This is a genomic window from Klebsiella pneumoniae subsp. pneumoniae HS11286 (assembly GCF_000240185.1).
Taxonomy (GTDB): domain Bacteria; phylum Pseudomonadota; class Gammaproteobacteria; order Enterobacterales; family Enterobacteriaceae; genus Klebsiella; species Klebsiella pneumoniae.
In genome coordinates this window covers 3,013,517-3,035,047 of record NC_016845.1, presented here as the reverse complement: position 1 = coordinate 3,035,047, position 21,531 = coordinate 3,013,517, and the positions used below count along the sequence as shown (strand labels likewise).

21 protein-coding genes and 1 other annotated feature are annotated in these 21,531 nt (G+C 57.6%); of the genes, 7 read left to right on the top strand and 14 right to left on the bottom strand.

The features are described 5' to 3' along the window. The first annotated feature begins 617 nt into the window (after window positions 1–617). The 3 genes from KPHS_30440 (at window position 618) to KPHS_30420 (ending at window position 4,812) form a co-directional block, all read left to right on the top strand. The gene (locus KPHS_30440; protein YP_005227344.1) at window positions 618–1,046 is read left to right on the top strand and encodes a membrane protein; all 429 of its coding nucleotides are present in this window, start codon (window positions 618–620) and stop codon (window positions 1,044–1,046) included. Window positions 1,047–1,083: 37 nt separating this feature from the next. Then, complete coding sequence (locus KPHS_30430; protein YP_005227343.1) at window positions 1,084–4,200, top strand: acridine efflux pump; 3,117 nt, start codon at window positions 1,084–1,086, stop codon at window positions 4,198–4,200. A gap of 75 nt (window positions 4,201–4,275) precedes the next feature. Further along, window positions 4,276–4,812 carry a putative acetyl transferase gene (locus KPHS_30420; RefSeq protein YP_005227342.1) on the top strand — a complete coding sequence of 179 codons (537 nt, stop codon included), beginning with the start codon at window positions 4,276–4,278 and terminating at the stop codon, window positions 4,810–4,812. A gap of 1,163 nt (window positions 4,813–5,975) precedes the next feature. Here KPHS_30420 and KPHS_30410 read toward each other — a convergent pair. From KPHS_30410 to KPHS_30390, 3 genes are read right to left on the bottom strand one after another with little or no spacing between them, the layout of a single operon-like run. Further along, complete coding sequence (locus KPHS_30410; protein YP_005227341.1) at window positions 5,976–6,746, bottom strand: short chain dehydrogenase; 771 nt, start codon at window positions 6,744–6,746, stop codon at window positions 5,976–5,978. Window positions 6,747–6,769: 23 nt separating this feature from the next. Further along, the gene (locus tag KPHS_30400; protein ID YP_005227340.1) at window positions 6,770–8,449 is read right to left on the bottom strand and encodes an acetolactate synthase large subunit; all 1,680 of its coding nucleotides are present in this window, start codon (window positions 8,447–8,449) and stop codon (window positions 6,770–6,772) included. 9 nt (window positions 8,450–8,458) lie between these two features. Further along, on the bottom strand, window positions 8,459–9,238 hold the full coding sequence (locus KPHS_30390) for an acetolactate decarboxylase (RefSeq protein ID YP_005227339.1): 780 nt from the start codon (window positions 9,236–9,238) through the stop codon (window positions 8,459–8,461). Window positions 9,239–9,344: 106 nt separating this feature from the next. Between KPHS_30390 and KPHS_30380 the strand changes: the two genes are divergently transcribed. Then, on the top strand, window positions 9,345–10,217 hold the full coding sequence (locus KPHS_30380; protein ID YP_005227338.1) for a LysR family transcriptional regulator: 873 nt from the start codon (window positions 9,345–9,347) through the stop codon (window positions 10,215–10,217). Between the two features lie 19 nt (window positions 10,218–10,236). Here KPHS_30380 and KPHS_30370 read toward each other — a convergent pair whose 3' ends face one another. The 7 genes from KPHS_30370 to KPHS_30310 form a co-directional block, all read right to left on the bottom strand. Next, window positions 10,237–11,007 (bottom strand): 3-hydroxybutyrate dehydrogenase, encoded by a 771-nt coding sequence (locus KPHS_30370; protein YP_005227337.1) that lies wholly within the window; start codon window positions 11,005–11,007, stop codon window positions 10,237–10,239. Window positions 11,008–11,030: 23 nt separating this feature from the next. After that, window positions 11,031–12,425 carry a citrate transporter gene (locus KPHS_30360; protein ID YP_005227336.1) on the bottom strand — a complete coding sequence of 465 codons (1,395 nt, stop codon included), beginning with the start codon at window positions 12,423–12,425 and terminating at the stop codon, window positions 11,031–11,033. Window positions 12,426–12,469: 44 nt separating this feature from the next. Next, the gene (locus KPHS_30350; RefSeq protein YP_005227335.1) at window positions 12,470–13,393 is read right to left on the bottom strand and encodes a 3-hydroxybutyryl-CoA dehydrogenase; all 924 of its coding nucleotides are present in this window, start codon (window positions 13,391–13,393) and stop codon (window positions 12,470–12,472) included. A gap of 11 nt (window positions 13,394–13,404) precedes the next feature. Continuing rightward, complete coding sequence (locus tag KPHS_30340) at window positions 13,405–13,806, bottom strand: beta-ketothiolase (protein ID YP_005227334.1); 402 nt, start codon at window positions 13,804–13,806, stop codon at window positions 13,405–13,407. Next, window positions 13,405–14,586, bottom strand: a sequence feature (potential frameshift: common BLAST hit: gi|238895095|ref|YP_002919830.1| beta-ketothiolase). Its footprint overlaps the gene before it by 402 nt. Then, complete coding sequence (locus tag KPHS_30330; protein ID YP_005227333.1) at window positions 13,837–14,586, bottom strand: acetyl-CoA acetyltransferase; 750 nt, start codon at window positions 14,584–14,586, stop codon at window positions 13,837–13,839. It overlaps the preceding feature by 750 nt. A gap of 9 nt (window positions 14,587–14,595) precedes the next feature. Then, window positions 14,596–15,252: a putative acetyl-CoA:acetoacetyl-CoA transferase beta subunit gene (locus tag KPHS_30320; RefSeq protein ID YP_005227332.1), complete on the bottom strand. Its 657-nt coding sequence runs from the start codon at window positions 15,250–15,252 to the stop codon at window positions 14,596–14,598. A 1-nt stretch (window position 15,253) separates the two neighbouring features. Then, a complete protein-coding gene (locus KPHS_30310) occupies window positions 15,254–15,961 on the bottom strand; it encodes a 3-oxoadipate CoA-transferase subunit A (RefSeq protein YP_005227331.1) in 708 nt (235 codons plus the stop codon). A gap of 140 nt (window positions 15,962–16,101) precedes the next feature. Between KPHS_30310 and KPHS_30300 the strand changes: the two genes are divergently transcribed. Continuing rightward, window positions 16,102–16,992, top strand: a complete 891-nt coding sequence (locus tag KPHS_30300) for a LysR family transcriptional regulator (RefSeq protein ID YP_005227330.1) — start codon at window positions 16,102–16,104, stop codon at window positions 16,990–16,992. A 44-nt stretch (window positions 16,993–17,036) separates the two neighbouring features. Here KPHS_30300 and KPHS_30290 read toward each other — a convergent pair whose 3' ends face one another. Then, window positions 17,037–17,177, bottom strand: coding sequence for a hypothetical protein (locus KPHS_30290; RefSeq protein ID YP_005227329.1), 141 nt, complete (start codon window positions 17,175–17,177; stop codon window positions 17,037–17,039). A 289-nt stretch (window positions 17,178–17,466) separates the two neighbouring features. Here KPHS_30290 and KPHS_30280 point away from each other — a divergent pair, with 289 nt between their 5' ends. Continuing rightward, entirely contained in the window at window positions 17,467–18,258 is a 792-nt protein-coding gene (locus KPHS_30280; RefSeq protein YP_005227328.1) for a DUF535 family protein, read from the top strand. A 282-nt stretch (window positions 18,259–18,540) separates the two neighbouring features. Here KPHS_30280 and KPHS_30260 read toward each other — a convergent pair whose 3' ends face one another. After that, the gene (locus KPHS_30260; RefSeq protein YP_005227327.1) at window positions 18,541–18,720 is read right to left on the bottom strand and encodes a hypothetical protein; all 180 of its coding nucleotides are present in this window, start codon (window positions 18,718–18,720) and stop codon (window positions 18,541–18,543) included. 31 nt (window positions 18,721–18,751) lie between these two features. Here KPHS_30260 and KPHS_30270 point away from each other — a divergent pair, with 31 nt between their 5' ends. Next, entirely contained in the window at window positions 18,752–19,171 is a 420-nt protein-coding gene (locus tag KPHS_30270) for a chromate ion transporter (CHR) family chromate transporter (RefSeq protein YP_005227326.1), read from the top strand. Window positions 19,172–19,266: 95 nt separating this feature from the next. Here KPHS_30270 and KPHS_30250 read toward each other — a convergent pair whose 3' ends face one another. Further along, complete coding sequence (locus tag KPHS_30250) at window positions 19,267–20,688, bottom strand: FAD-binding protein (RefSeq protein ID YP_005227325.1); 1,422 nt, start codon at window positions 20,686–20,688, stop codon at window positions 19,267–19,269. Window positions 20,689–20,714: 26 nt separating this feature from the next. Beyond that, the gene (locus KPHS_30240; RefSeq protein ID YP_005227324.1) at window positions 20,715–21,530 is read right to left on the bottom strand and encodes an ABC transporter ATP-binding protein; all 816 of its coding nucleotides are present in this window, start codon (window positions 21,528–21,530) and stop codon (window positions 20,715–20,717) included. Window position 21,531 lies beyond the last annotated feature (1 nt).

Here is a 21,531-nt window from a genome sequence, read left to right as displayed (position 1 = left end):
TCACGATTGACATCATCACGTTACACTTAGCACATGGATTTATGACTGCTCTGTTCTGCTGTCTCGTTTCACTTAGCTGACATAATAAACCAACTGCAGAACCCTTTACACACAGATGTTTAATATAATTTATCATGATTTATAAAGGCAACGACAAACCTATGGCCCCCGGGGTTGCTATCTCACTTAAGAGACTTGCCTGGCGGCACAGAAAGAAATTGTGCATTACTTTCATGCTGGTTATTGCTGAAAACGTTGCATTCCTGCTCTACCCCGTTCTGGCGGGCATGGCGATAAATGCCATCCTGGGCGGACAGACGTCACATGCGGCCCTTTATGGCCTGATGGTTCTGTTCATGTGGTGCATGGGAGCCGCCAGACGTAGTGTCGATACGCGAAAGTTTGCACGTATCTACGCAAGTCTTGCTGTGACTGTAGTATTATCCCAGCGAAAATATTCACTTAATCACTCGACTATTGCTGCGAGAGTCACTCTGTCGCGTGAATTTGTAGATTTCTTCGAGTTGCACCTTCCCGTATTGATCACCTCGATCATTTCCCTTTTCGGCGCAGCAATTATGCTGTTATGGATTGAATTCTGGACAGGTATAGCCTGTTTGATCATCGTGGCAATACTGATGTGTTTTGTCTCAAGCTATGCCAGCAAAAATGAGACATTCTACAGACGGCTGAATAATCGCCTTGAGAAAGAGGTCGATTATGTTAATAAGGCGTCTTTTGGTGCTCTTAAGCGACATTATGACACACTTGCTCGTCTGCGCGTGGTGTTATCCGACAGAGAGGCATGGGGATATTTATCAATAGGCCTTCTGGTTTCTGCTCTCTTTTCCATGACCATTATCAGGATGAGCATGGAATCCGGAATTAATGCCGGACATATTTATTCCGTCATGACCTATATGTGGATGTTTGCAACAAGCCTTGATGACGCACCACAACTTCTTGAGAAATTTTCCCAGCTCAGGGATATCGGTAAACGGGTTTCGACTGACGATGAGACCTCTTTATCAGGAAAACCATGCTGAACTTTTACCCTTTGTATGTTGACTGGAAGTACACCTGATGCCGCACTTTTTCATTGAGCGCCCCATCTTCGCATGGGTTATTGCCCTGTTTATTGTTCTGACGGGACTGTTGTCCATACCTCGTTTACCGGTTGCGCAATACCCTGAAGTTGCGCCACCCGGTATTATCATTTCAGTGAGTTACCCTGGAGCTAGCCCGGAAGTGATGAACACATCCGTCGTGTCTCTGATCGAGCGTGAAATTTCGAGTGTTGACAATTTACTCTATTTTGAATCTTCCAGTGACACGACAGGGATGGCGTCAATTACGGTAACTTTCAAACCCGGCACCGACATCAAACTCGCCCAGATGGATCTGCAAAACCAAATTAAAATTGTGGAATCTCGCCTGCCGCAGTCGGTAAGACAGAATGGGATAAATGTTGAGGCAGCTAATTCCGGTTTTTTAATGATGGTGGGGTTAAAATCGCCAAGCGGAGCCTATCAGGAAGCTGACTTAAGCGATTATTTTGCAAGGAATGTTACTGATGAACTCCGTCGCGTACCTGGTGTAGGTAAAGTCCAGCTTTTTGGCGGAGAAAAGGCACTCCGCATATGGCTGGACCCGATGAAATTACACAGCTATGGGCTCTCTGTTACGGATGTATTAAGCGCCATCAGTCAACAAAACGTGATTGTTTCACCGGGCAGAACCGGAGATGAACCCGCGACGAGCAGTCAAGAGGTGACCTATCCAATAACGGTAAAAGGGCAGCTCTCTTCGGTTGAAGAATTTCGCAATATCACGATTAAATCACAGGTCTCAGCCGCCCGGGTGACACTGGCAGACGTTGCCCGCGTGGAATCCGGGTTGCAAAGTTACGCATTTGGCATCCGTGAAAATGGCGTGCCTGCAACGGCTGCCGCCATTCAGTTGTCTCCTGGCGCAAATGCGATTAGTACTGCGTCGGGTATCCGCGCGCGGTTAACAGAACTGTCCGGTGTGCTTCCCGAGGGAATGACATTCACCGTGCCTTTCGATACGGCTCCATTTGTAAAGCTATCGATATTGAAGGTAGTTGAGACATTTGTTGAAGCCATGGTTCTGGTCTTTTTCGTGATGCTGCTTTTCCTTCACAAGATACGCTGTACGCTTATTCCTGCGATTGTGGCACCCGTGGCGCTGCTCGGCACATTTACCGTAATGCTATTAAGCGGTTATTCCATCAATATTTTAACCATGTTTGGAATGATACTGGCCATAGGGATTATTGTTGACGATGCTATTGTTGTGGTGGAGAACGTCGAACGACTGATGGAAGACAAAAAAATGTCTCCACAGGATGCAACGCGAGAAGCGATGCGTGAAATTACGCCGGCAATCATTGGTATTACGCTGGTGCTCACTGCGGTGTTTATACCAATGGCCTTTGCCAGCGGTTCTGTGGGTATTATTTATCGACAGTTCAGCATTTCGATGGCGATATCCATTTTACTGTCGGCATTCCTGGCGCTGACGTTAACGCCTGCGCTTTGTGCAACCCTGCTCAAACCACATGGTATTCATCAGGGTAAAAGCAGCGTATTTTCAGCGTGGTTTAACGCTCACTTTCATCGCCTGACTTCGTTTTACGCCACTGGTCTGGGATTTGTACTGAAGCGTACTGGCCGTATGATGATGATCTACGCTGCATTATGTTTGGCATTGTTTGCCGGGCTGTCCACCTTACCATCATCATTTTTACCCGATGAAGATCAGGGTTATTTTATGTCCTCAATCCAGCTTCCTTCTGATGCCACGATGCAGCGGACGCTTAAGGTCGTCGATACATTTGAAGAGGAGATCGCCCATCGGCAGGCGGTAGAAAGTAACATTATGATTCTGGGATTTGGTTTTTCAGGGTCAGGCCAAAATTCGGCCATGGCATTCACCACCCTCAAGGACTGGAGACAACGCAAAGGAACCACGGCACAGGAAGAAGCTGACCATATTCGGTCCCAAATGGCAAACGTGCCTGACGCCGTAACGATGAGTCTGCTGCCTCCGGCTATTTCTGATATGGGAACCTCATCCGGGTTCACTTATTATTTACAGGACAGAGGGGGGAAAGGCTATCAGGCACTCAAAAAGGCGGCCGATGAGCTTATTGTACAGGCAAATCATAATCCTCACCTTGCCGATGTCTATATTGATGGACTTGGTGAGGGAACAAGCCTTTCCCTGCATGTCGACAGGGAAAAAGCGGAAGCCATGGGGGTTTCGTTTGATGAAATAAATCAAACCATTTCCGTTGCAGCAGGTTCCAATTATGTTAATGACTATACCAATAATGGTCGGGTTCAGCAGGTTATCGTCCAGGCGGATGCGCCATACCGGATGCAGCCTGAACAACTTTTGGCTTTGTCTGTTAAAAACCGTCTGGGGCAGATGCTTCCGTTATCCACTTTTGTAACGCTTTCGTGGAATGTTGCACCGCAGCAACTGATACGCTATCAGGGATATCCTGCCATACGCATAACCGGCAGTGCCGCACAGGGAAAATCGTCAGGTACCGCAATGGCGGCAATGGACAATCTGGCTAAGCACTTACCACCGGGGTTCGCCGGGGAGTGGGCGGGAAGTTCGTTACAGGAAAAAGAGTCTGCATCACAGCTTCCGGGTCTTATTGTGCTCTCGGTACTGGTGGTATTCATGGTGCTGGCTGCTCTATACGAAAGCTGGTCAGTTCCCTTCGCGGTCATGCTCGTTGTTCCTCTGGGGCTGCTCGGCGCTGTGCTGGCCGTATCCGTTACGAATATGACGAATGACGTCTTTTTCAAAGTGGGTCTGATAACCCTGATTGGACTTTCCGCCAAAAATGCGATTCTGATTATCGAGTTCGCGAGACAATTGATGAAAGAAGGAAAGAGTCTTATTGACGCGACATTGACGGCTGCAAAGCTACGCTTACGGCCAATTCTGATGACTTCTCTGGCTTTCACATTAGGTGTTGTTCCGCTGATGCTTGCCAGTGGAGCCAGCGACAGCACGCAGCATGCGATTGGTACCGGTGTATTCGGCGGGATGATTAGCGGAACGCTACTGGCCATTTTTTTTGTTCCGGTATTTTTCGTGACGATCACACGATTTACAGGCATGCGAAAATACAGACTGGGGAATAGCCGGAACGGCTAATCTCTGCCCTGTGTTCCGGCCAGTTTAAAGCAGACTTCTTGCTGAACTGGCTGGCATTACATTATCAAGGACATTATGACCATCATTACCACTCAAAGATTAATCATTCGCCATTTTAAGGAAGAGGATGCGGCAGCTCTTTTCGATTACCTCTCTTCACCACGTACTCCTTGCTTTAAGGATGAAAAGTTACATTCACTCGCTGAGGCAGAGGTCGACGTGGCTAAACGAGCCTCTGACCCAACACAGTTTGCCGTTTGTCTAAAAGAAACCGATACGTTAATCGGACATCTTTTTGCGGACAATAGCAACGAACCAGACAACAATACCTGGTCAGTAGGCTGGCATTTTAATCAACGTTTTGAACATCAGGGATATGCAAGCGAGTCAGTTGCTGCACTGTTTGATTATTTATTTAAAGTAAAAGGCGCCAGACGTTTGTATGCCTGGGTGGAAGATTATAATTACTCCTCTCAAAAACTATGCGAGCGACTACTTATGCGACGTGAAGGATGTTTTAAAGAATTTGTCTCCTTTGAAAACGAGGAGGGTAAGGCAAGGTATGACGACACATACATCTATGCGTTACTGCATAAAGAATGGACGAAGTAGAGGACGAAGAAAAATGTCCGCTCCTCGCTCATGGCGGACCTTTGGCTCAGTTAACAGTTCGCGCCGTGCCAGAAGCGGATCTCGCTTACTGCCAGGTATCAGTATTTACGGGAAGCAGATCAGCCAGGCTAGGGATATCTATTATTGAGTATTGAACTGAAATCGTATGTCTTGGATTTAAAATCGTTTGCGGGTGGGATATAGGCATTGAGCTTTTTACTGATGCTTGATACTCTCAGAGCACAAGCAGCGACCCAACACCATACTATAAAAGCCACAATAACGACGTATAGAGATTTCAAAATCTCTATACCATCACTCTGTGAAGAACCTCTGTATATCTCAGCACCGATATATAATAGCAACGATATTAACACAAAAGGTATTATCCACTTATGGAATTTATGAGGGTATATATTCCCGTTAGTAATTGTGTACATGCCCTGATAACGCAAGACTGCCTTCAAGGACGGAATCAATGACTGTGCATAATCGGAACTCAAGCATATGATTTTATAAGATAAATGCCAATCTCTATGCAGTCCGAATGACTGTAGGCGGAACTGCTGTTCCGCCTTTGCTAACGGATCGGAGATGGGTACAGAAGAGGTTCTAAGCCATTCGACTGCTTTTATCTGCTCGGAGGATGAGCGTGAAAAAAAGTCTCTGCGATGAAACTGAATATACTTTTTTGTAATCGCTCCAATGATAGTAAGAATGACTGCGGAAACCACTTGGTTACTAAATAGGTCCTTTATTACCGATATCATAGCTTTTCTCCTGCTTATCTAATTTCTAAAAGAGATAATATTTTATTTTTTAAAAGCTAAAGAATTTGGTTCCTCAATTTTATAGCAACTACTGTTCCTTTCAAAAGATCTCAGTCTAAAGAATACTACTTTCTCCGGCAGCAACTCCATTACCTGTGGTTTAACACGTAGCATAAAGTCATCAATGGAGCTATCCCGTTCCCGAACTTCCGCTCCTCGCTCAAATCAGACCTTCATCCCAGTCAGATTGCCCACGTCGTGCCAGAAGCGCAAGTAGGAACGCCAGAAGCCCGCAAATATTGATGCTTCGTTTCCCCGGGATGCTTACACTTACAAACCAAAAAAAAGCCCCTGCGCGAAAGCAGGGGCAAGCCATGTCAGAGCTTTTTTTTATTAGTTAAACACCATCCCGCCGTCGATCAGCAATGACTGACCGGTCATATAATCAGAATCCGGGCTGGCAAGATAGGAGACGCAGGCGGCGACATCTTCCGGCTCGGACAGGCGGCCGAGGGTGATGCGTTTGGCGAACTCGGCGGTACCGTAGCCCAGCGGTTTACCGGCGGCTTCGGACACCTGGCGGTCAATTTCGGCCCACATCGGCGTTTTGACAATCCCCGGGCAGTAGCCGTTGACCGTGATGCCCAGCGGCGCGAGGTCGCGAGCGGCGGTCTGGGTTAAGCCGCGTACGGCGAATTTACTCGAGCTATATACCGCCAGCTCCGGGTTGCCGACGTGGCCGGCCTGGGAACAGGCGTTGATGATTTTCCCGCCGTGACCCTCTTTCTTAAAGGCCTCGACCGCCGCCTGGATGCCCCAGATCACCCCTTTGACGTTGATATTGTAGACTTTGTCGACAATCTCCGGGGTAATGGACTCGATCGGCGTGGACGGCGCCACGCCGGCGTTGTTGACGATGACGTCGAAGCCGCCCAGCGTTTTGCGCGCCTGTTCGACGGCGGCAAACACCTGATCGCGGTCGGAGACATCCACTTTCACCGCCATGGCGCGGCCGCCGGCCTGGTTGATTTCGGAGGCGACCGCTTTGGCGGTGGCGTCGTTATAATCGGCAATGGCCACGGCAAATCCATCCTTCACCAGACGAAGGGCGATAGCTTTACCAATCCCCTGGCCGGCGCCGGTAACAAGTGCGACTTTTTTCATTTTCCTTTCCTTATTGTGATGACTTACAGAATCTGACTCAGATGCAGCTGGCCCATCAGCAGCGGGTTATCGCGATAATCTACCGGGATGGCCACCACCGCCGGGCCGTCGACGTCCATCGCCGCGTGCAGGGTCGGCTCCAGCGCCTCGGCGCTTTCCACGGCAAACCCTTTCGCGCCGAAGGATTCGGCATAGGCTTTAAAATCCATCGGCCCGAACTCGACGCCGGACAGGCGCTGGTATTTTTTCTCTTCCTGAATGGCCACCATGTTGTAGCCGTTATCGACCCAGATCAGGTGCAGTACGTTGGCTTTCAGGCGGACGGCGGTCTCCAGCTCCATGCTCGACTGCAGGAAGCCGCCGTCGCCGGAGACGGAGACCACTTTGCGCTCAGGATTGACCAGCCAGGCGCCGATGGCCCAGGGCAGGGCGACGCCCATGGTCTGCTGGCCGTTGGAGATCATCACCTGGCGGGCGCGGAAGCTGTACAGGTAGCGGGCAATCCAGATATGGAAGCTGCCCATGTCCACGGTCAACGTGACGTCGCTGTTGACGATGTCCTGCATGGCGCGAACGATGCGCAGGGGATGCAGGGCAAACTGGTTGAGCTGCGCGCCGCGGCGGTCCAGCAGCTCGCGCTGGTGCTGGCGGTCGCGGAGGATCTCCGCCGCCTGCGGGGAGAGCACCAGCCGATGATCGATATTTTGCGCCAGCTTGTTGAGAGTGCCGGCGATATCGCCCACCAGCTCGACATCCGGGGTGTAGTTGCGCTCTTCATAGGCGGGCAGCACGTCGATGTGCACCAGCGTCGCGTTGCCGCTGTTCCACATCGCCGGTTCGTATTCCACCGGGCTGTAGCCGATGCAGATCACCAGGTCGGCGAGCTGCAGCAGACGGTCCCCGGCCTGGTTGTTAAACAGCCCAACCCGGCCGGCGAAGCGAGAGAAGTTATCCTGATTCACCGCTCCGGCGGCCTGATAGGTGCTGGTGACTGGAATATGGCTGGTCTCCAGCAAACGGCGCAGCGCCTTGCTGTTTTCCGGCTGGCTGGCCATCAGGCCGAGCAGGAAGATCGGGTTCTTCGCCTGGGCGATAAGCTTCGCCACCTGGTCGATGGCATCATCCGGCGCGGCGCCCATCTGCGGGGCCCCGCTGGCCGGCAGCACTTTGCCGCTGACCGGGCCATCGACCACATCCTGCGGCAGGCTAACGAACGCGCTGCCCGGCCGGCCCTGCTCGGCCGCGCGGAAGGCGTTGGAGACCACTTCCGCCAGCGCATCCGGCGCCGTCACCTCGACGGCGTATTTGGTTACCGGGCTGAACATCGCCACCGTATCCATACTCTGATGGACCTGTTTGGCTTTATCGGCGCGTTTTACCGCGCCGCCCAGGGCCACCACCGGGTCGCCTTCGCTGTTCGCGGTGGCCATGCCGGTGATCAGGTTAGAACAACCCGGACCGGAGGTGACCAGCGCCACGCCCGCTTTGCCGGTAATACGTCCGACGGCGGCGGCCATAAATGCGGCGTTGGCTTCGTGGCGTACCGGAATAATGCGAATGGAGGAATCCAGCAGTGAATCGAAGACCTTGTCGATTTTAGCGCCGGGGATGCCGAACACCTGGCGTACCCCCTGAGCTTCCAGCTGACTGACGACGAGATCGGCGCCGTGCGCCCACTGGCGTACCGGATACTGTTTGTCCATGTGACCCCCTTAACATTCTACGGAACGGATGGCGGCATCGAGATTATCGGGATGCAGATTAGCCTGCAGGAACGCGCTGTCGGCGGGCAGGTCGATCATCAGCTTGTGAATTTCGCCGAAGGTCAGCACCCCGTGGTCGAGCTGGTAATCCAGCAGGTGACCGCCGCCTTTGCGGTCATCGGTAATAAAATGCTCGTGATACCCGGCGACGTTGATCCCCTGCATATGCTGCGGGGTCCGGAAGCCGACCAGCACCCCTTCGCGCTGGTTAAAGCGGAACACCGGCTGATCGTCGAGGACGTCGGTCATCGCCCGGTACGGCGGTGTCTGGCGCGGCACGGTGCGGGTATGGGCATGGCGGAAATGGCCGTCGATGCGCAGGGCGCAGAACAGGTTGTCAGAGGGGATTTGCTGGTCGATCACCTCGTGCAGTTGCTGGCGGCTCACCGGATGGTCAAAGGTTTTCCGGTACTGCGGCTGGAACCAGGTCATCACCGCGAACGGCGTTTTCTGCTCCGGCTGGGCTTTGCGCGCGCTGCCGTCGGCGCGCAGCTGATAGACCTGACTGCTGAAGGCGATCAGCTCCCCGTCCAGCTCATTAAAGGTGCCGAGGCCGAAATCGCCGTGTTTCAGCAGGTCCGCGATGGTGGTGCTGCCTTCGTAAACCCCGCTCAGCAGGGCGCTCATGAGCGATGTCTGATAGAGCACGCTCTCGGGATGCTGCGCGGAAAACGCCCGCAGGGTTTCGCATAGACTCTCTTCGCAGGTGCATTCAGCAGAATGATTCATATACCACTTCCTCGTTCAACAAATATAAGAAAGGTTAAATAAATGTTGACCCGATTCAGCTCACAGTTCCAATATAGAAACCATGCTGGTTTGAGACGTTTTCGATATGGAACTTCGTTATCTTCGCTATTTTGTCGCCGTCGCCAGGACGCGGCACTTCACCCAGGCCGCCAAGGAGCTGGGTATTTCACAGCCTCCGTTAAGTCAGCAAATTCAGCGGCTTGAGCGCGAAGTGGGGACCCCGCTGTTCCGGCGTTTAACCCGCGGGGTGGAGCTGACGGAAGCGGGAGAGTCTTTCTATGAGGATGCCCGCCAGATCCTCGCCATGAGCGATGCGGCGCTGGAGAAGGCCAAGGGCATTGCGCGCGGGATGAACGGCAGCCTGTCGCTAGGCATTACCAGTTCTGATGCTTTCCATCCGCAAATCTTCACGCTGCTGCACCGTTTTCAGCTCGACCACCCCGGGGTGACCCTGCACCAGATGGAAGACAATATGGCCAATCTGATGACCGCCCTGAGCGAGGCCGAGCTGGATATCGCCTTCGTCCGCCTGCCGTGCGAGAGCAGTAAAGCCTTTAATCTGCGGATTATCGATGAGGAGCCGATGGTTATCGCGCTGCCGCGCGATAATCCGCTGGCGACGCAGCCGACCCTTGCCCTGGAGCAGCTGCGCGACGTGGCGCCGATCCTCTTCCCGCGGGAGGTGGCCCCCGGGCTGTATGAGCTGGTGTATAACAGTTGCCTGCGCGCCGGGATCGATATGGAGCGCGCCTGGCAGTCGTCGCAAATTTCATCGTCGCTGAGCATGGTCAATGCAGGCTTCGGCTTCGCGCTGGTTCCGCAGTCGATGACCTGCATCCAGCAGCCGAACGTCAGCTATCACCCGCTTAGCGGGGCGCCGCTGAAGACCGATATCGCCATCGCCTGGCGGCGCTTCGAGCGCTCGCGTACGGTGAAACGCTTTCTGGCGATGTTCTGATCTTTGCGGCGCCAGCGGCTTACTGCGCCACCCAGCCGCCATCCATGTTCCATGCGGCGCCGCGCACCTGGGCGGCGGCATCGCTGCACAGAAACAGCGCCATTTCGCCCAGCTGCTGCGGGGTGACAAACTCCCCGGAGGGCTGCTTTTCCGCCAGCAGTTGCGCGCTGGCCTGCTCCGGGTCGACCCCCTCGGCGATGCGCTTATCGATCTGCTGCTGCACCAGCGGGGTTAGCACCCAGCCCGGGCAGATGGCGTTGCAGGTGATGCCGCTGCGCGCGGTTTCCAGGGCCACGGTTTTGGTCAGCCCGACCACCGCGTGCTTGGCGGCGACGTAGGCCGATTTCTCTTTCGACGCCACCAGGCCATGCACTGAGGCAATGTTGATGATGCGCCCCCAGTTGCGCTGGCGCATACCCGGCAGCGCCAGGCGGGTGGTGTGGAAGACGCTGGAGAGATTGATGGCGAGAATATCGTTCCATTTGTCCACCGGGAACTGCTCCACCGGGGCCACGTGCTGGATGCCGGCGTTATTGATCACGATATCGACGCCGCCGAAGGTGCTTTCGGCATAGCGCATCATCGCTTCGATCTGCCCGACGTCGCGCAGGTCGGCGTCGTGATAGCCGGGGATCTTGCCCAGCGCGGCGACTTCGGCCCGGGCGTGGCTGCTGTCGCCGAAGCCATTGAGCACCAGCTGGGCGCCTGCCTGCGCCAGCACTTTGGCGATCCCTAAACCGATGCCGCTGGTGGAGCCGGTGACCAGCGCCGTTTTACCGTGTAAGTTCATTTTATTACTCCTTCAATCTGGTATCAGACAATGCCGGTCACATAGAACGTGGCAATGACAAACAGTACCGCGAGGCTTTTGATCACCGTGATGGCGAAAATGCCGCCGTAGGCCTGGCGATGGCTCAGGCCGGTGATCGCCAGCAGGGTGATCACCGCCCCGTTGTGCGGCAGGGTGTCCATGCCGCCGCTGGCCATGGCGGCGACACGGTGCAGTACCTCGAGCGGAATATTGGCGGCGTGGGCGGCGGCGACAAAGGTCTCGGACATCGCCGCCAGGGCGATGCTCATCCCCCCGGAGGCCGAGCCGGTGATCCCGGCCAGCACCGTGACGCAGATCGCCTCGTTTAACAGCGGATTGGGAATGGCCGCGAGGGCTTTTGACAGCACCAGGAAACCCGGCAGGGCGGCGATAACCGCGCCGAAGCCATACTCAGAGGCGGTGTTCATCGCCGCGAGAATAGCCCCGCCCACCGCCGTCCGGCTTCCCTCCGCCAGCCGGCCGCGGATATTGCGATAGCCGCAAACCAGCACCAGCACAATGCCGGAGAGCAGCGCCGCCTGCACCGCCCAGATGGCGGTGATTTTCCCCACTTCGGTGACGACAGGCTTCGCCAGGCCCGGCAGGGTGAGCTCATGGCTGGCGCCGTACCACTGCGGGATCCAGTGGGTGAACAGCAGATTCAGCACCCCCACCAGCAGCAGCGGGGCGATAGCGATTAACGGATGCGGCAGATCGATGTCATCCGGGGTCTCCGGCTCATTTTGCAGGTCGGTCCCATAGCCTTCGCCGCGGGCCTGCGCTTTGCGGCGCTGACGCTCCAGCCACAGCAAACCGAAGATGATAATGAACAGCGAGCCGATAAGCCCCAGCCAGGGGGCCGCCCAGGCGTTGGTGCCGAAGAAGCTGGTGGGAATAATATTCTGGATCTGCGGCGTGCCGGGCAGGGCGTCCATGGTAAACGAGAATGCCCCGAGGGCGACGGTGGCGGGGATCAGCCGTTTGGGGATCCCGCTCTGGCGAAATAGTTCGGCGGCGAAAGGGTAGACGGCAAAGGCCACCACAAACAGCGACACCCCGCCGTAGGTCAGCAGGGCGCACACCAGCACGATCACCGGGATCGCGTGGCGGCGCCCAAGGATGCGGATGGCGGCGGCGACAATCGAACGTGAGAATCCCGACAGCTCAATCAGCTTGCCGAATACCGCGCCCAGCAGAAACACCGGGAAATAGAGCTTCACAAAGCCGACCATTTTTTCCATAAACAGGCCGGTAAAGGCCGGGCCGACCGCGCCCGGGTCGGTGAGGAGCACCGCGCCGAGGGCGGCGATCGGCGCAAAGAGGATCACGCTGTATCCACGGTAGGCTGCCAGCATCAGTAACGCCAGCGCGGCCAGGGCTATTATCACACTCATCACGACGTCTCACTCTCATTGTTATTGTAGGGGTACAGAACGCGATACTAGGGTTTCAGGGCGAAGCGCAGCTGGTGTTCCCGGCGCGACTGGATGCGCTGGTGCCGGGCCTCGTCCCAGCGGTAAAAGCCTTGCCCGCTGCGGGCGCCGGTGTCGCCTCGCGCCACTTTCTCCGCCACCAGCGACATCATCTCCGTGCCGCTGGCCAGCTCCGGCAGCAGGTGCTGGCAGATATCCTGGACTGTCGCCAGGCCGGTCATGTCCGCAGCCTCCAGCGGGCCGACCATCGCATAGCGGCGGCCCAGCGAGGCGCGCATCACCTGGTCCACCACCTCCGGGGAAGCGATGCCGCTGTGGACGATATGCAGTGCTTCGCGCAGCAGGGCGAACTGCAGCCGGTTGCCGACAAAGCCCGGCGCGGCGCGGTTGAGCACCACCGCCTCCAGCGCGCAGGCGGCGCAAAAGCCGCTCACCTCGCGCGCCAGATGAGGCAGCGTGGCGCTCCCGGGCACCACTTCCACCAGCGGGATCAGGTGCGGCGGATGCCAGAAATGAGCGATCAGTAGCCGTTCCGGGAGGCGCATGCCCTGCGCCAGCTGATCCGGCGGCAGGCCGCTGGTGTTGCTGGCGATAATCGCCTCGTCGGCGATCAGCGTTTCCAGCTCGGCGTACAGGGCGTGCTTCAGCGCCAGCCGTTCGGGGATCGCTTCAATCAGCAGCGTGGCATCGGCCAGGGCATTCAGCGTCGGGGTGGGGGTCAGACGGGCCAGCACCGCGTCGCGGTCGGCGGGATCCTGTTGACCGCTGGCCTCCAGCTCGCACAGAATGGCGCTGGCCACTGCCGGAACCTCGGCGAGACGCTGCGGATCGGTGTCATACAGGCGGACGGCGTGACCGTGGCGGGCGAAATGGCAGGCGATACCGACGCCCATCAGTCCCGCGCCGAGTACCGCCAGGCGTGGTGTAAACATAGTGGCTCCTGTTAACGTTGTAGAGTCATGGCGATGCCCTGGCCGCCGCCGACGCACAGGGTTGCCAGCCCTTTGCTGGCGCCCCGGCGCTGCATCTCATGCACCAGGCTGACGAGGATCCGGCAGCCGGAGGCGCCGATGGGATGGCCCAGGGCGATGGCGCCGCCGTTGACGTTGACCTTCTCGCTGTCCCATTCAAGCAGCTGGCCGACGGCCAGCGCCTGGACGGCAAAAGCCTCGTTGGCTTCGATAAGGTCCACCTCGTCCAGCGTCCAGCCGGCGCGCTGCAGCGCCTGGCGGCAGGCGCTCACCGGGCCGATGCCCATCACCGACGGGTCGACCCCGGCGACCGCTGAGCTGACAATGCGCGCCAGCACCGGCAGCCCAAGCTCGCGCGCTTTATCGACGCGCATCAGCAGGACCGCCGCGGCGCCGTCGTTCAGCTACGAGGCATTCCCGGCGGTGACGCTGCCGTCAGCCGGGCGAAACGCCGGGCGCAGCTGGGCCAGCTGCTGCTCGCTGGTCTCCGGGCGCGGTTGCTCATCGTCAGTCACGAATCGCGGCGGCTTTTTGCCCTGCGGGACGCTGACCGGGACGATCTCCTCGCGAAAGCGCCCGGCGGCGATAGCAGCCGCCGCTTTGCGCTGGGAGCTGGCGGCGAAGGCGTCCTGGCGCTCGCGGCTGATGTCGAAGGCGTCGGCGAGGTTCTCGGCGGTAATGCCCATGTGGTAGTCGTTGAAGGCGTCCCACAGGCCGTCCTGGATCATGCTGTCCTGCAGGCTGGCGTGGCCGAAACGCAGGCCGTCGCGGGCGCCATGCATCAGATAGGGAGCATTGCTCATGCTCTCCTGGCCGCCGGCGATAACGATCCCGGCGTCGCCGCAGCGGATCGCCTGCACCGCCTGCTGAACCGCTTTCAGTCCGGAGCCGCACACCAGATTGACGGTGACCGCCGGAGTGTCGACCGGCAGGCCGGCCCGCAGCGCGGTCTGGCGCGCCGGATTCTGCCCGCAGCCGGCGGTAAGCACCTGGCCGAAAATTAGTTCGTCGACCGCTGCGGCAGGCAGCTGGCAGCGTTCAAGCAGGCCGCGCACCACCGCCGCGCCGAGGTCGACGGCGGAAAGAGGGGCGAAGGCGCCGCGAAAGCTGCCTACCGGGGTGCGTACTGCAGCAACAATGGCAATATCGGTCATGGTCTCTCCTTAACTGAAGCGCATTTCGCGCACGTCGTCGGCGACGATCAGCCGTCCCGCCGTTTTACGTATCACCTCGTCGGGGCTGACCCCCGGGGCCACTTCGCGCAGGACAAACGCGCCGTCGACAATCTCCAGCAGGGCCAGGTCGGTGAGTACCCGGCGAATACAGCCCACGCCGGTGAGCGGCAGGGTGCACTGCGGCAGCAGTTTGGATTCGCCGTTTTTTGAGGCGTGGGTCATCACCACGATGATGTTCTGCGCGCCGGCCACCAGGTCCATGGCGCCGCCCATCCCCTTGACCATTTTTCCAGGGATCATCCATGAGGCGATGTTGCCCGCGACGTCGACCTCAAAGGCGCCAAGAACGGTCAGGTCGACGTGGCCGCCGCGGATCATGGCGAACGACTGGGCGGAATCGAAGATCGCCGCCCCGGTTTGCGCGGTGACGGTTTGTTTACCGGCGTTAATCATGTCGGCGTCGATGGTTTCCTCATCGGGAAATTCGCCCATCCCCAGCAGGCCGTTCTCCGACTGGAGCATCACTTCAATGCCGGCGGGAATGTAGTTGGCCACCAGCGTCGGGATACCGATCCCGAGGTTGACGTAGTCGCCGTCGCGCAGCTCCTGGGCGACGCGCATCGCCATTTGTTCACGGGTCAGCATCTCAGTGCCCTCCGGCGCGCAGGGTGCGCTGTTCAATACGTTTTTCGAATTGCCCGACGATCAGCCGGTCGACATAGATCCCCGGAGTATGGATGGCGGAGGGGGGCAGTTCGCCCGGCGGCACAATCTCTTCCACCTCCACCACCGTAATGCGCCCGGCGGTGGCCATCAGCGGGTTGAAATTCTGCGCGGTGTGGCGATAGACCACGTTGCCGTACCAGTCGGCTTTCCAGCCTTTGACCAGCGCGAAATCGCCGCGGATCGCCTCTTCAAGGATGTAGTGTCGGCCGTCGAACTGGCGCACCTCTTTGCCTTCGGCGACCGGGGTGCCATACCCGGTGGCGGTGTAAAAGCCGGGGATGCCAGCGCCGCCGGCGCGGATTTTTTCCGCCAGCGTTCCCTGCGGGGTGAGTTCTACCGCCAGCTCGCCGCTGAGCACCAGCTGTTCAAACAGCGCGTTTTCCCCGACGTAAGAGGCCACCACCTTGCTGACCTGGCGCGACTCCAGCAGCATGCCGAGACCGAAACCGTCGACCCCGCAGTTGTTGGAGACCACCGTCAGCCCCTGCACCTGGCGACGCTGCACCTCGGCGATCAAGTTCTCGGGAATGCCGCACAGGCCGAAGCCGCCGGCGAGCAGCGTCATGCCGTCCGTTAACCCTTCCAGCGCCGCTTCGTAACTGGCGACGCGTTTATCCAGTCCTGCCATCTTGTCTCTCCTGCCTTGCGATAGCCTTATCATTGGCGCAGGCGACTGATTTGATAATTTTGAATTTGTGACTCACTCATTTGGAATTTTAATTAATTTCCTGTTAACTAATTTTTTTCAATTAGTTAACAGGATGAAAAATGAGAATGAGTGTCAAACAGTTACGCGCGTTTTTAGCGGTAGCTCACACTCTGAATTTCGCCCACGCCAGCGAAAGGCTGAATCTGTCGCAGCCAGCTCTCAGCCTGACCATCAAAGGGTTGGAGGAGGCGCTGGGCGGCGCGCTGCTGCAGCGCAGCACCCGCAAAGTGACCCTCACCCAGGAGGGGGAACTCTTTCTGCCGATGGCCCGTCAGCTGCTGGCCGACTGGGATAACGTCGAGGAGGCCATGCGTCAGAGCTTTACCCTGCAGCGGGGTAAAATTTCGGTCGCCGCGATGCCGTCGTTTGCCGCCAACGTTCTGCCGGAGGCGCTGAAAGCCTTCCGCGACCGCTATGCCGGGGTGAACGTTACGGTGCATGACGTGATTAATGAGCAGGTGATCGAGATGGTGCGCGAGGGGCGGGTGGAGATGGGCATCGCTTTCGAGCCATCGCCCAACCACAACCTGCTGTTTACCCCGCTGGCGGTGGACCGCTTCGTGGCGATCGTTCCCCAACAATCCCCGCTGGCGAAGAAAAAGCAGCTCACCTGGCAGGAGCTGTTGACCCTCGACTTTATTACCCTGCAGCGCCCCTCGGCGGTACGCCTGATGCTGGAGGAGGCGCTGGCGCGCAGCGGACGTCAGCTGGATGTGGCGCTGGAGAGTCATCAGCTGGTGACGGTGGGGAGGATGGTGGCCAGCGGCCTGGGGGGCAGCGCGGTGCCGGCGCTGTGTAAAACGCAGATGGCATCGTTGGGCGCCGTCTGCATCCCGCTCAGCGATCCGCCGATTGAGAAGTGCGTCGGCGCGATCCATGCCGGACATCTGCCGCTGTCGAAGGCGGCGCAGGCGCTGCTGGATACGCTGAAAGGGTTTTTACCCACCTGAGGTGTGGGCGTCAAAAAAAACCGGCCTGCTGGCCGGTTTGACAATCAGATTTTACAGGCGTCGCCGCAGTCGTCGTCGGCAACGATCGCCTGGGCTTTTTTGTCCGCTTCTTCCAGACGCTCCGCGTTGCGCTCTTCCGCTTCATCCAGGCCGCTGAAGACCAGGTTGTCGAGATCAATTTCCATAAGTTACCTATCGTTGCTGGTTTTGAATCAGGGTCAAGTATAGGGCATAACCGCCAGCGGTTGTAGCCGCGCTTCGCGCCGAAGGCACAGAGCGTTAAGTCGCTGAGCGGAGGGCGTTACCTACCATAATTCATCGTTGACAGAATAAGTTTAACGACAAATAACGTCGCCAGGATAATTTCCTGCCTAAATATTAAATGAAAGGACAACGAAGGAGTAATTAAGCGTTGACGAAACGCTTTTATGTTAATATGGCCGCGATTATGGATGAATCTATGGATCTTAATCAATGGAACATACTGTTGCAGGCGCCATCAAAGAATGGCGTAAACATAATAAAGTGATCGGTCAGGTCAAAATAAGCTATAAAAAAGTTTTACGAAAATGCAGAGAGCTCTCGCTCGCAGGAGGTAAATACAGAGAATATCAAGGACTTTGTGCGAAATATCAGTGCGCGCGGTTGACCGCGGTGACCAAAGGACTGGTGCCTTTTGAGGATAAACCGTTTAAAGCGTATCTCAATAAACGGCTGTCAAAACGACGCAAACTGGATATTGCCCATGGTTCACTGAATTTCATCGAGAAAACGTTTCACCCTGATGTGCTGCCGCAGCTCTACAATGTCGCGGATTTTGGCCGCGAGATGTTTTCTATTCCCTTGAAAAATGGCGATAAGCTTGACGTTAAGCTGCTGGCCTCGCCGTTTCAGGAGGAAGGGGAGCTGATGCTGCAGCTGTTTCTTGGCGACCGGCGCGTCTATAGCGTCTGTTTTTCCTGCACCGACGATGGCCGCGCTTATATCGGCGGCATCCAGGGCGGGAAAGATATCACCAATGACGAAGTGAAGGTGCTGACTAAAGAGCTGCATGGCGCGCGGCCGAAAAATATCATCATGAGCGTGCTGTATGGTTTGCTGCGATATTTCAACATCTCCACGGTCTACGCCATCGATTCTGATTATCACGTGAAAAGCGATCTGGTGAAAGCCAGTTATTCATCGCTGTGGCTGGAAATGGGCGGTGAGAAACAGGCTCGCGGCTGGTATAAACTGCCGGCGCAAGAGATCAAAAAAGAGTATTGAAGAGGTGAAAAGTAAGCACCGGAGCCAGTTTATTAAGCGCGAAGGTCTTAAAGAGCTGATTCAGATTAATATGGCGAACGCCCTGCAGCAATTACCTTGCCTGCGCGGGTGAATTAACGCCACTCACACGTCAGGCGGGCAGCAGGGGGCTGCTGCCCGCCTGACGATATCCTTTCTTCACTGGCGCGTTTCCAGCCAGATTTCATCCTATCCCAGGGCTTTTGTGGCCGGTCGAAAATGGCGAGGCCGCGCGTCCGGCAAGCAGTGCCAGGAATACATTCCTCAGGTTTCGGCATGGGTACCGGCTTTGACGATCTGTAGCGCGCTGGGGCTCGCCACGCTGCCGCTGGCGGTGACGAACCCCGGATGGACGGTCTCGCCGCTGGCGCTGTCCACCAATGCAATAGGCGACGCGCTATGCAGCACGTGCTGGTGGCCCCATTCCATCAGGGCGAACAGCACCAGCGCCGGGATACTGCTGTGGCTGGTGCCGATGGCCGCCCTGGCGCTAATGCTGGGCTGGGCGCATCCGCTGGCCCAGATGAGCGGGTTCTTTACCAAAGCCGCGCTGATGACTTTCGGCGGGGCGTATGCCGTCCTGCCTTACGTTTACCAGGGGGCGGTGACCCACTATGGCTGGCTGACCGCAGGGCAGATGATGGACGTCCTCGCCCTGGGGGAATCGACCCCCGGACCGTTGATCATGATGGTGACCTTTGTCGGGTTTGTCGGCGGTTACACCAAAGCGGTATTGGGCGTTGATGAAGTGCTGCTGGGGGGCATCGCGGCGGCGTGCCTGGTGACATGGTTTACCTTTTGCCCTCGTTTATCTTTATTCACGCCGGCGGGTCGTTTATTGAAACCACCCATAATAAAGTGGGATTTACCGCGCCGTTGGCCGCCGCCGCAGTAGGGCTTATCGTCCATATGGCGGGACTGTCCGGCGCAGGATGAGGTTGGGCGGCAACGGGCCAGCGACCCGTTAGCGCCCAACCGGACCGGGGACCATCAGGTCGTGGGGCTTTCGCGGGTGGCCCGCGTCAGCGGGTTGCTGTCGAGTTCCAGCTGGTCGCGCAGCGCCCAGCCGCGCAGCTTGCCGGGGTTAAGCAATCCCGCCGGGTCGAGAGACTGTTTCACTGCCACGACGTCGGGACGAATCACGCCCTGTTTGCCGTCCTCAACCTGCAGCACGTGGGGGTTGTTAATCTTGACGTCGTTGTCGCGAAATATCTGCATGATGGCGTTAAGACGTTCGGGCGTGGTATAGCGCACCAGCTGCAGACCGCTGGCGGTGAGATTGCCCTCGATATCGCGCAGGAATTCAATATGGGACATCACCTCCCCGGCGAAGTGCTGCTCCATCTGTAAAATTTGCTGCGGATAGCGCAGCGGATCAAACGCCGTCTGCAGATAGGTCAGCGTATTGTCCACCTTGAGCGCATGCAGGGTGGTGTGGTTCCAGCAGTATTCCATTAACGAGCCGTTGCGCGTCCGGGCCTCCTCGCTGAACTGCCGGATGGCGTTGCTCCCGCGATGGCGCGGTAACAGGCTGGCGCAGAGTCCTTCGCTCTCCTCGGCGATCAGGCTGATAACCGCATGCTGCCCGGTGCGGTAACGATCCTTGAGGTGGCTAAAATAGTCAGCGATCGGCGTGGCCAGCAGCGCCACCTGACGCTTCACCAGCCCCGGCGAGCGGACGCAGGCGTTGGCATAGTTCAGCGCATCGGCGAAATCGTCAAACACGTCCAGACGTTCAATCCACTGGTGCGCAGGCGCCAGCGCCAGCTCAACCTCCAGGATAATGCCGTTGGTGCCGTAGGCGTGATGCAGCAGCAGCGCTTCGGGAGCCGGGACGGTCAGCACGCGGGGGACCGGCTCGACGGTCATCACTTTGACGCTGAGCACATTGCCGGGCGCCGCCAGCGGCCCATAGTTGATGGAGCCGATACCGCCGAACCCGCCGCCGTAGAGACCGCCCAGGCTCGCCAGTCGATAGGTCGATGGCATACAGCGCAGCTCCCAGCCCGTCGGGCGGGCGGCGGTTTCGATGTCCGCCAGGCGAATGCCGGCCTGGGCCCTCACTGTGCCGTTGCCGAGGGCGACGATCTGGTTGAGCCCGGTCATATCCACCAGCAGCCCGCCTTCGAGGGGGACCAGCTGTCCGTAGTTGCCGGTGGCGCTGCCGCGCAGGGTCAGCGGCAGCTGGTGCTGCGCGCAGGCGCAGACCAGCTGGCGCAGCTCCTCTTCATCGCGCGGGCGAACCACCGCGTCCGCCTGTTTCCCCGCCAGTTGCTCGGTGAGTAGCGGACTGAACCAGTGAAAATCGCGGGAGAGCCGTTTGATCTTCGCCGGCTGTAAGGTCCACTCCAGCGCCGGGAGTGCCTGCTGGATCACCGCGATCGCGTGTTGACGCTGTTCATCAGTCATCATTCTTTTTCCTGTTCGTCAGCAGAACATTAATGAGATTGCACGGCTTCGCTTTCATGCCAGGCGCTAAGCGCCCGGCGCGAAACCCAGGACATCACGCCAAACAGCGCGATACCGGCGAGAGAGATCAGCAGCAGCGCGGCAAACATCAGCGGGATATCCAGCTGGTAGCCAGCCTGCAGGATCTGATAGGCCAGTCCGGTATTGGTCCCGCCGGTCCCGGCGACAAACTCCGCCACCACCGCGCCAATCAGCGACAGCCCACTGGAAATACGCAGCGCGCCGAAGAAATAGGGCAGCGCCGAGGGGATACGCAGCCGCACCAGCGTTTGCCAGCGGCTGGCGTGATTGAGGCGAAAATAGCTCAGCAGGCCGGGGGAGACGCTGCGCAGTCCCTGAGTGGTATTGGAGATGATGGGAAACACCGCCATCAGGGTGGCGCACACCACCAGCGAGAGCGTGGCATCCTTCACCCAGATGATGATCAGCGGGGCGATGGCGACGATCGGCGTCACCTGCAAAAACACGATGTAGGGAAACAGGGCGGTTTCCACAAAGCGGTTCTGCACCAGGATAAACGCCACCGCGGCGCCGATGACAATCGACAGCAGAAACGAGATCAGGGTGATCTTGAGGGTGAACAGCAGCGCCAGCAGCAGCGGCGTGAGATGCGTCCACAGGCTTTCCAGCATCACCAGCGGCGACGGCACCAGAAAGGCCGGGATACGGAAATAGCTCACCGCGCCCTGCCACAGGAGCACCATCGCCACCGCGACGAGGGTCGGATAGAGAATTTTGAGAAAACGCGGATGCTGGATCCACGGCGTTGCGGTTGTATTTTTCATA

What these genes read in the sequence shown, in the direction of transcription:
- KPHS_30430 (YP_005227343.1), top strand. Translation starts at nt 1,084, where the DNA reads ATGCCGCACTTTTTCATTGAGCGCCCCATCTTCGCATGGGTTATTGCC.
- KPHS_30420 (YP_005227342.1), top strand. Translation starts at nt 4,276, where the DNA reads ATGACCATCATTACCACTCAAAGATTAATCATTCGCCATTTTAAGGAA.
- KPHS_30410 (YP_005227341.1), bottom strand. Translation starts at nt 6,746, where the DNA reads ATGAAAAAAGTCGCACTTGTTACCGGCGCCGGCCAGGGGATTGGTAAA.
- KPHS_30400 (YP_005227340.1), bottom strand. Translation starts at nt 8,449, where the DNA reads ATGGACAAACAGTATCCGGTACGCCAGTGGGCGCACGGCGCCGATCTC.
- KPHS_30390 (YP_005227339.1), bottom strand. Translation starts at nt 9,238, where the DNA reads ATGAATCATTCTGCTGAATGCACCTGCGAAGAGAGTCTATGCGAAACC.
- KPHS_30380 (YP_005227338.1), top strand. Translation starts at nt 9,345, where the DNA reads ATGGAACTTCGTTATCTTCGCTATTTTGTCGCCGTCGCCAGGACGCGG.
- KPHS_30370 (YP_005227337.1), bottom strand. Translation starts at nt 11,007, where the DNA reads ATGAACTTACACGGTAAAACGGCGCTGGTCACCGGCTCCACCAGCGGC.
- KPHS_30350 (YP_005227335.1), bottom strand. Translation starts at nt 13,393, where the DNA reads ATGTTTACACCACGCCTGGCGGTACTCGGCGCGGGACTGATGGGCGTC.
- KPHS_30340 (YP_005227334.1), bottom strand. Translation starts at nt 13,806, where the DNA reads ATGCGCGTCGATAAAGCGCGCGAGCTTGGGCTGCCGGTGCTGGCGCGC.
- KPHS_30330 (YP_005227333.1), bottom strand. Translation starts at nt 14,586, where the DNA reads ATGACCGATATTGCCATTGTTGCTGCAGTACGCACCCCGGTAGGCAGC.
- KPHS_30320 (YP_005227332.1), bottom strand. Translation starts at nt 15,252, where the DNA reads ATGCTGACCCGTGAACAAATGGCGATGCGCGTCGCCCAGGAGCTGCGC.
- KPHS_30310 (YP_005227331.1), bottom strand. Translation starts at nt 15,961, where the DNA reads ATGGCAGGACTGGATAAACGCGTCGCCAGTTACGAAGCGGCGCTGGAA.
- KPHS_30300 (YP_005227330.1), top strand. Translation starts at nt 16,102, where the DNA reads ATGAGAATGAGTGTCAAACAGTTACGCGCGTTTTTAGCGGTAGCTCAC.
- KPHS_30290 (YP_005227329.1), bottom strand. Translation starts at nt 17,177, where the DNA reads ATGGAAATTGATCTCGACAACCTGGTCTTCAGCGGCCTGGATGAAGCG.
- KPHS_30280 (YP_005227328.1), top strand. Translation starts at nt 17,467, where the DNA reads ATGGAACATACTGTTGCAGGCGCCATCAAAGAATGGCGTAAACATAAT.
- KPHS_30270 (YP_005227326.1), top strand. Translation starts at nt 18,752, where the DNA reads ATGGCCGCCCTGGCGCTAATGCTGGGCTGGGCGCATCCGCTGGCCCAG.
- KPHS_30250 (YP_005227325.1), bottom strand. Translation starts at nt 20,688, where the DNA reads ATGATGACTGATGAACAGCGTCAACACGCGATCGCGGTGATCCAGCAG.
- KPHS_30240 (YP_005227324.1), bottom strand. Translation starts at nt 21,530, where the DNA reads ATGAAAAATACAACCGCAACGCCGTGGATCCAGCATCCGCGTTTTCTC.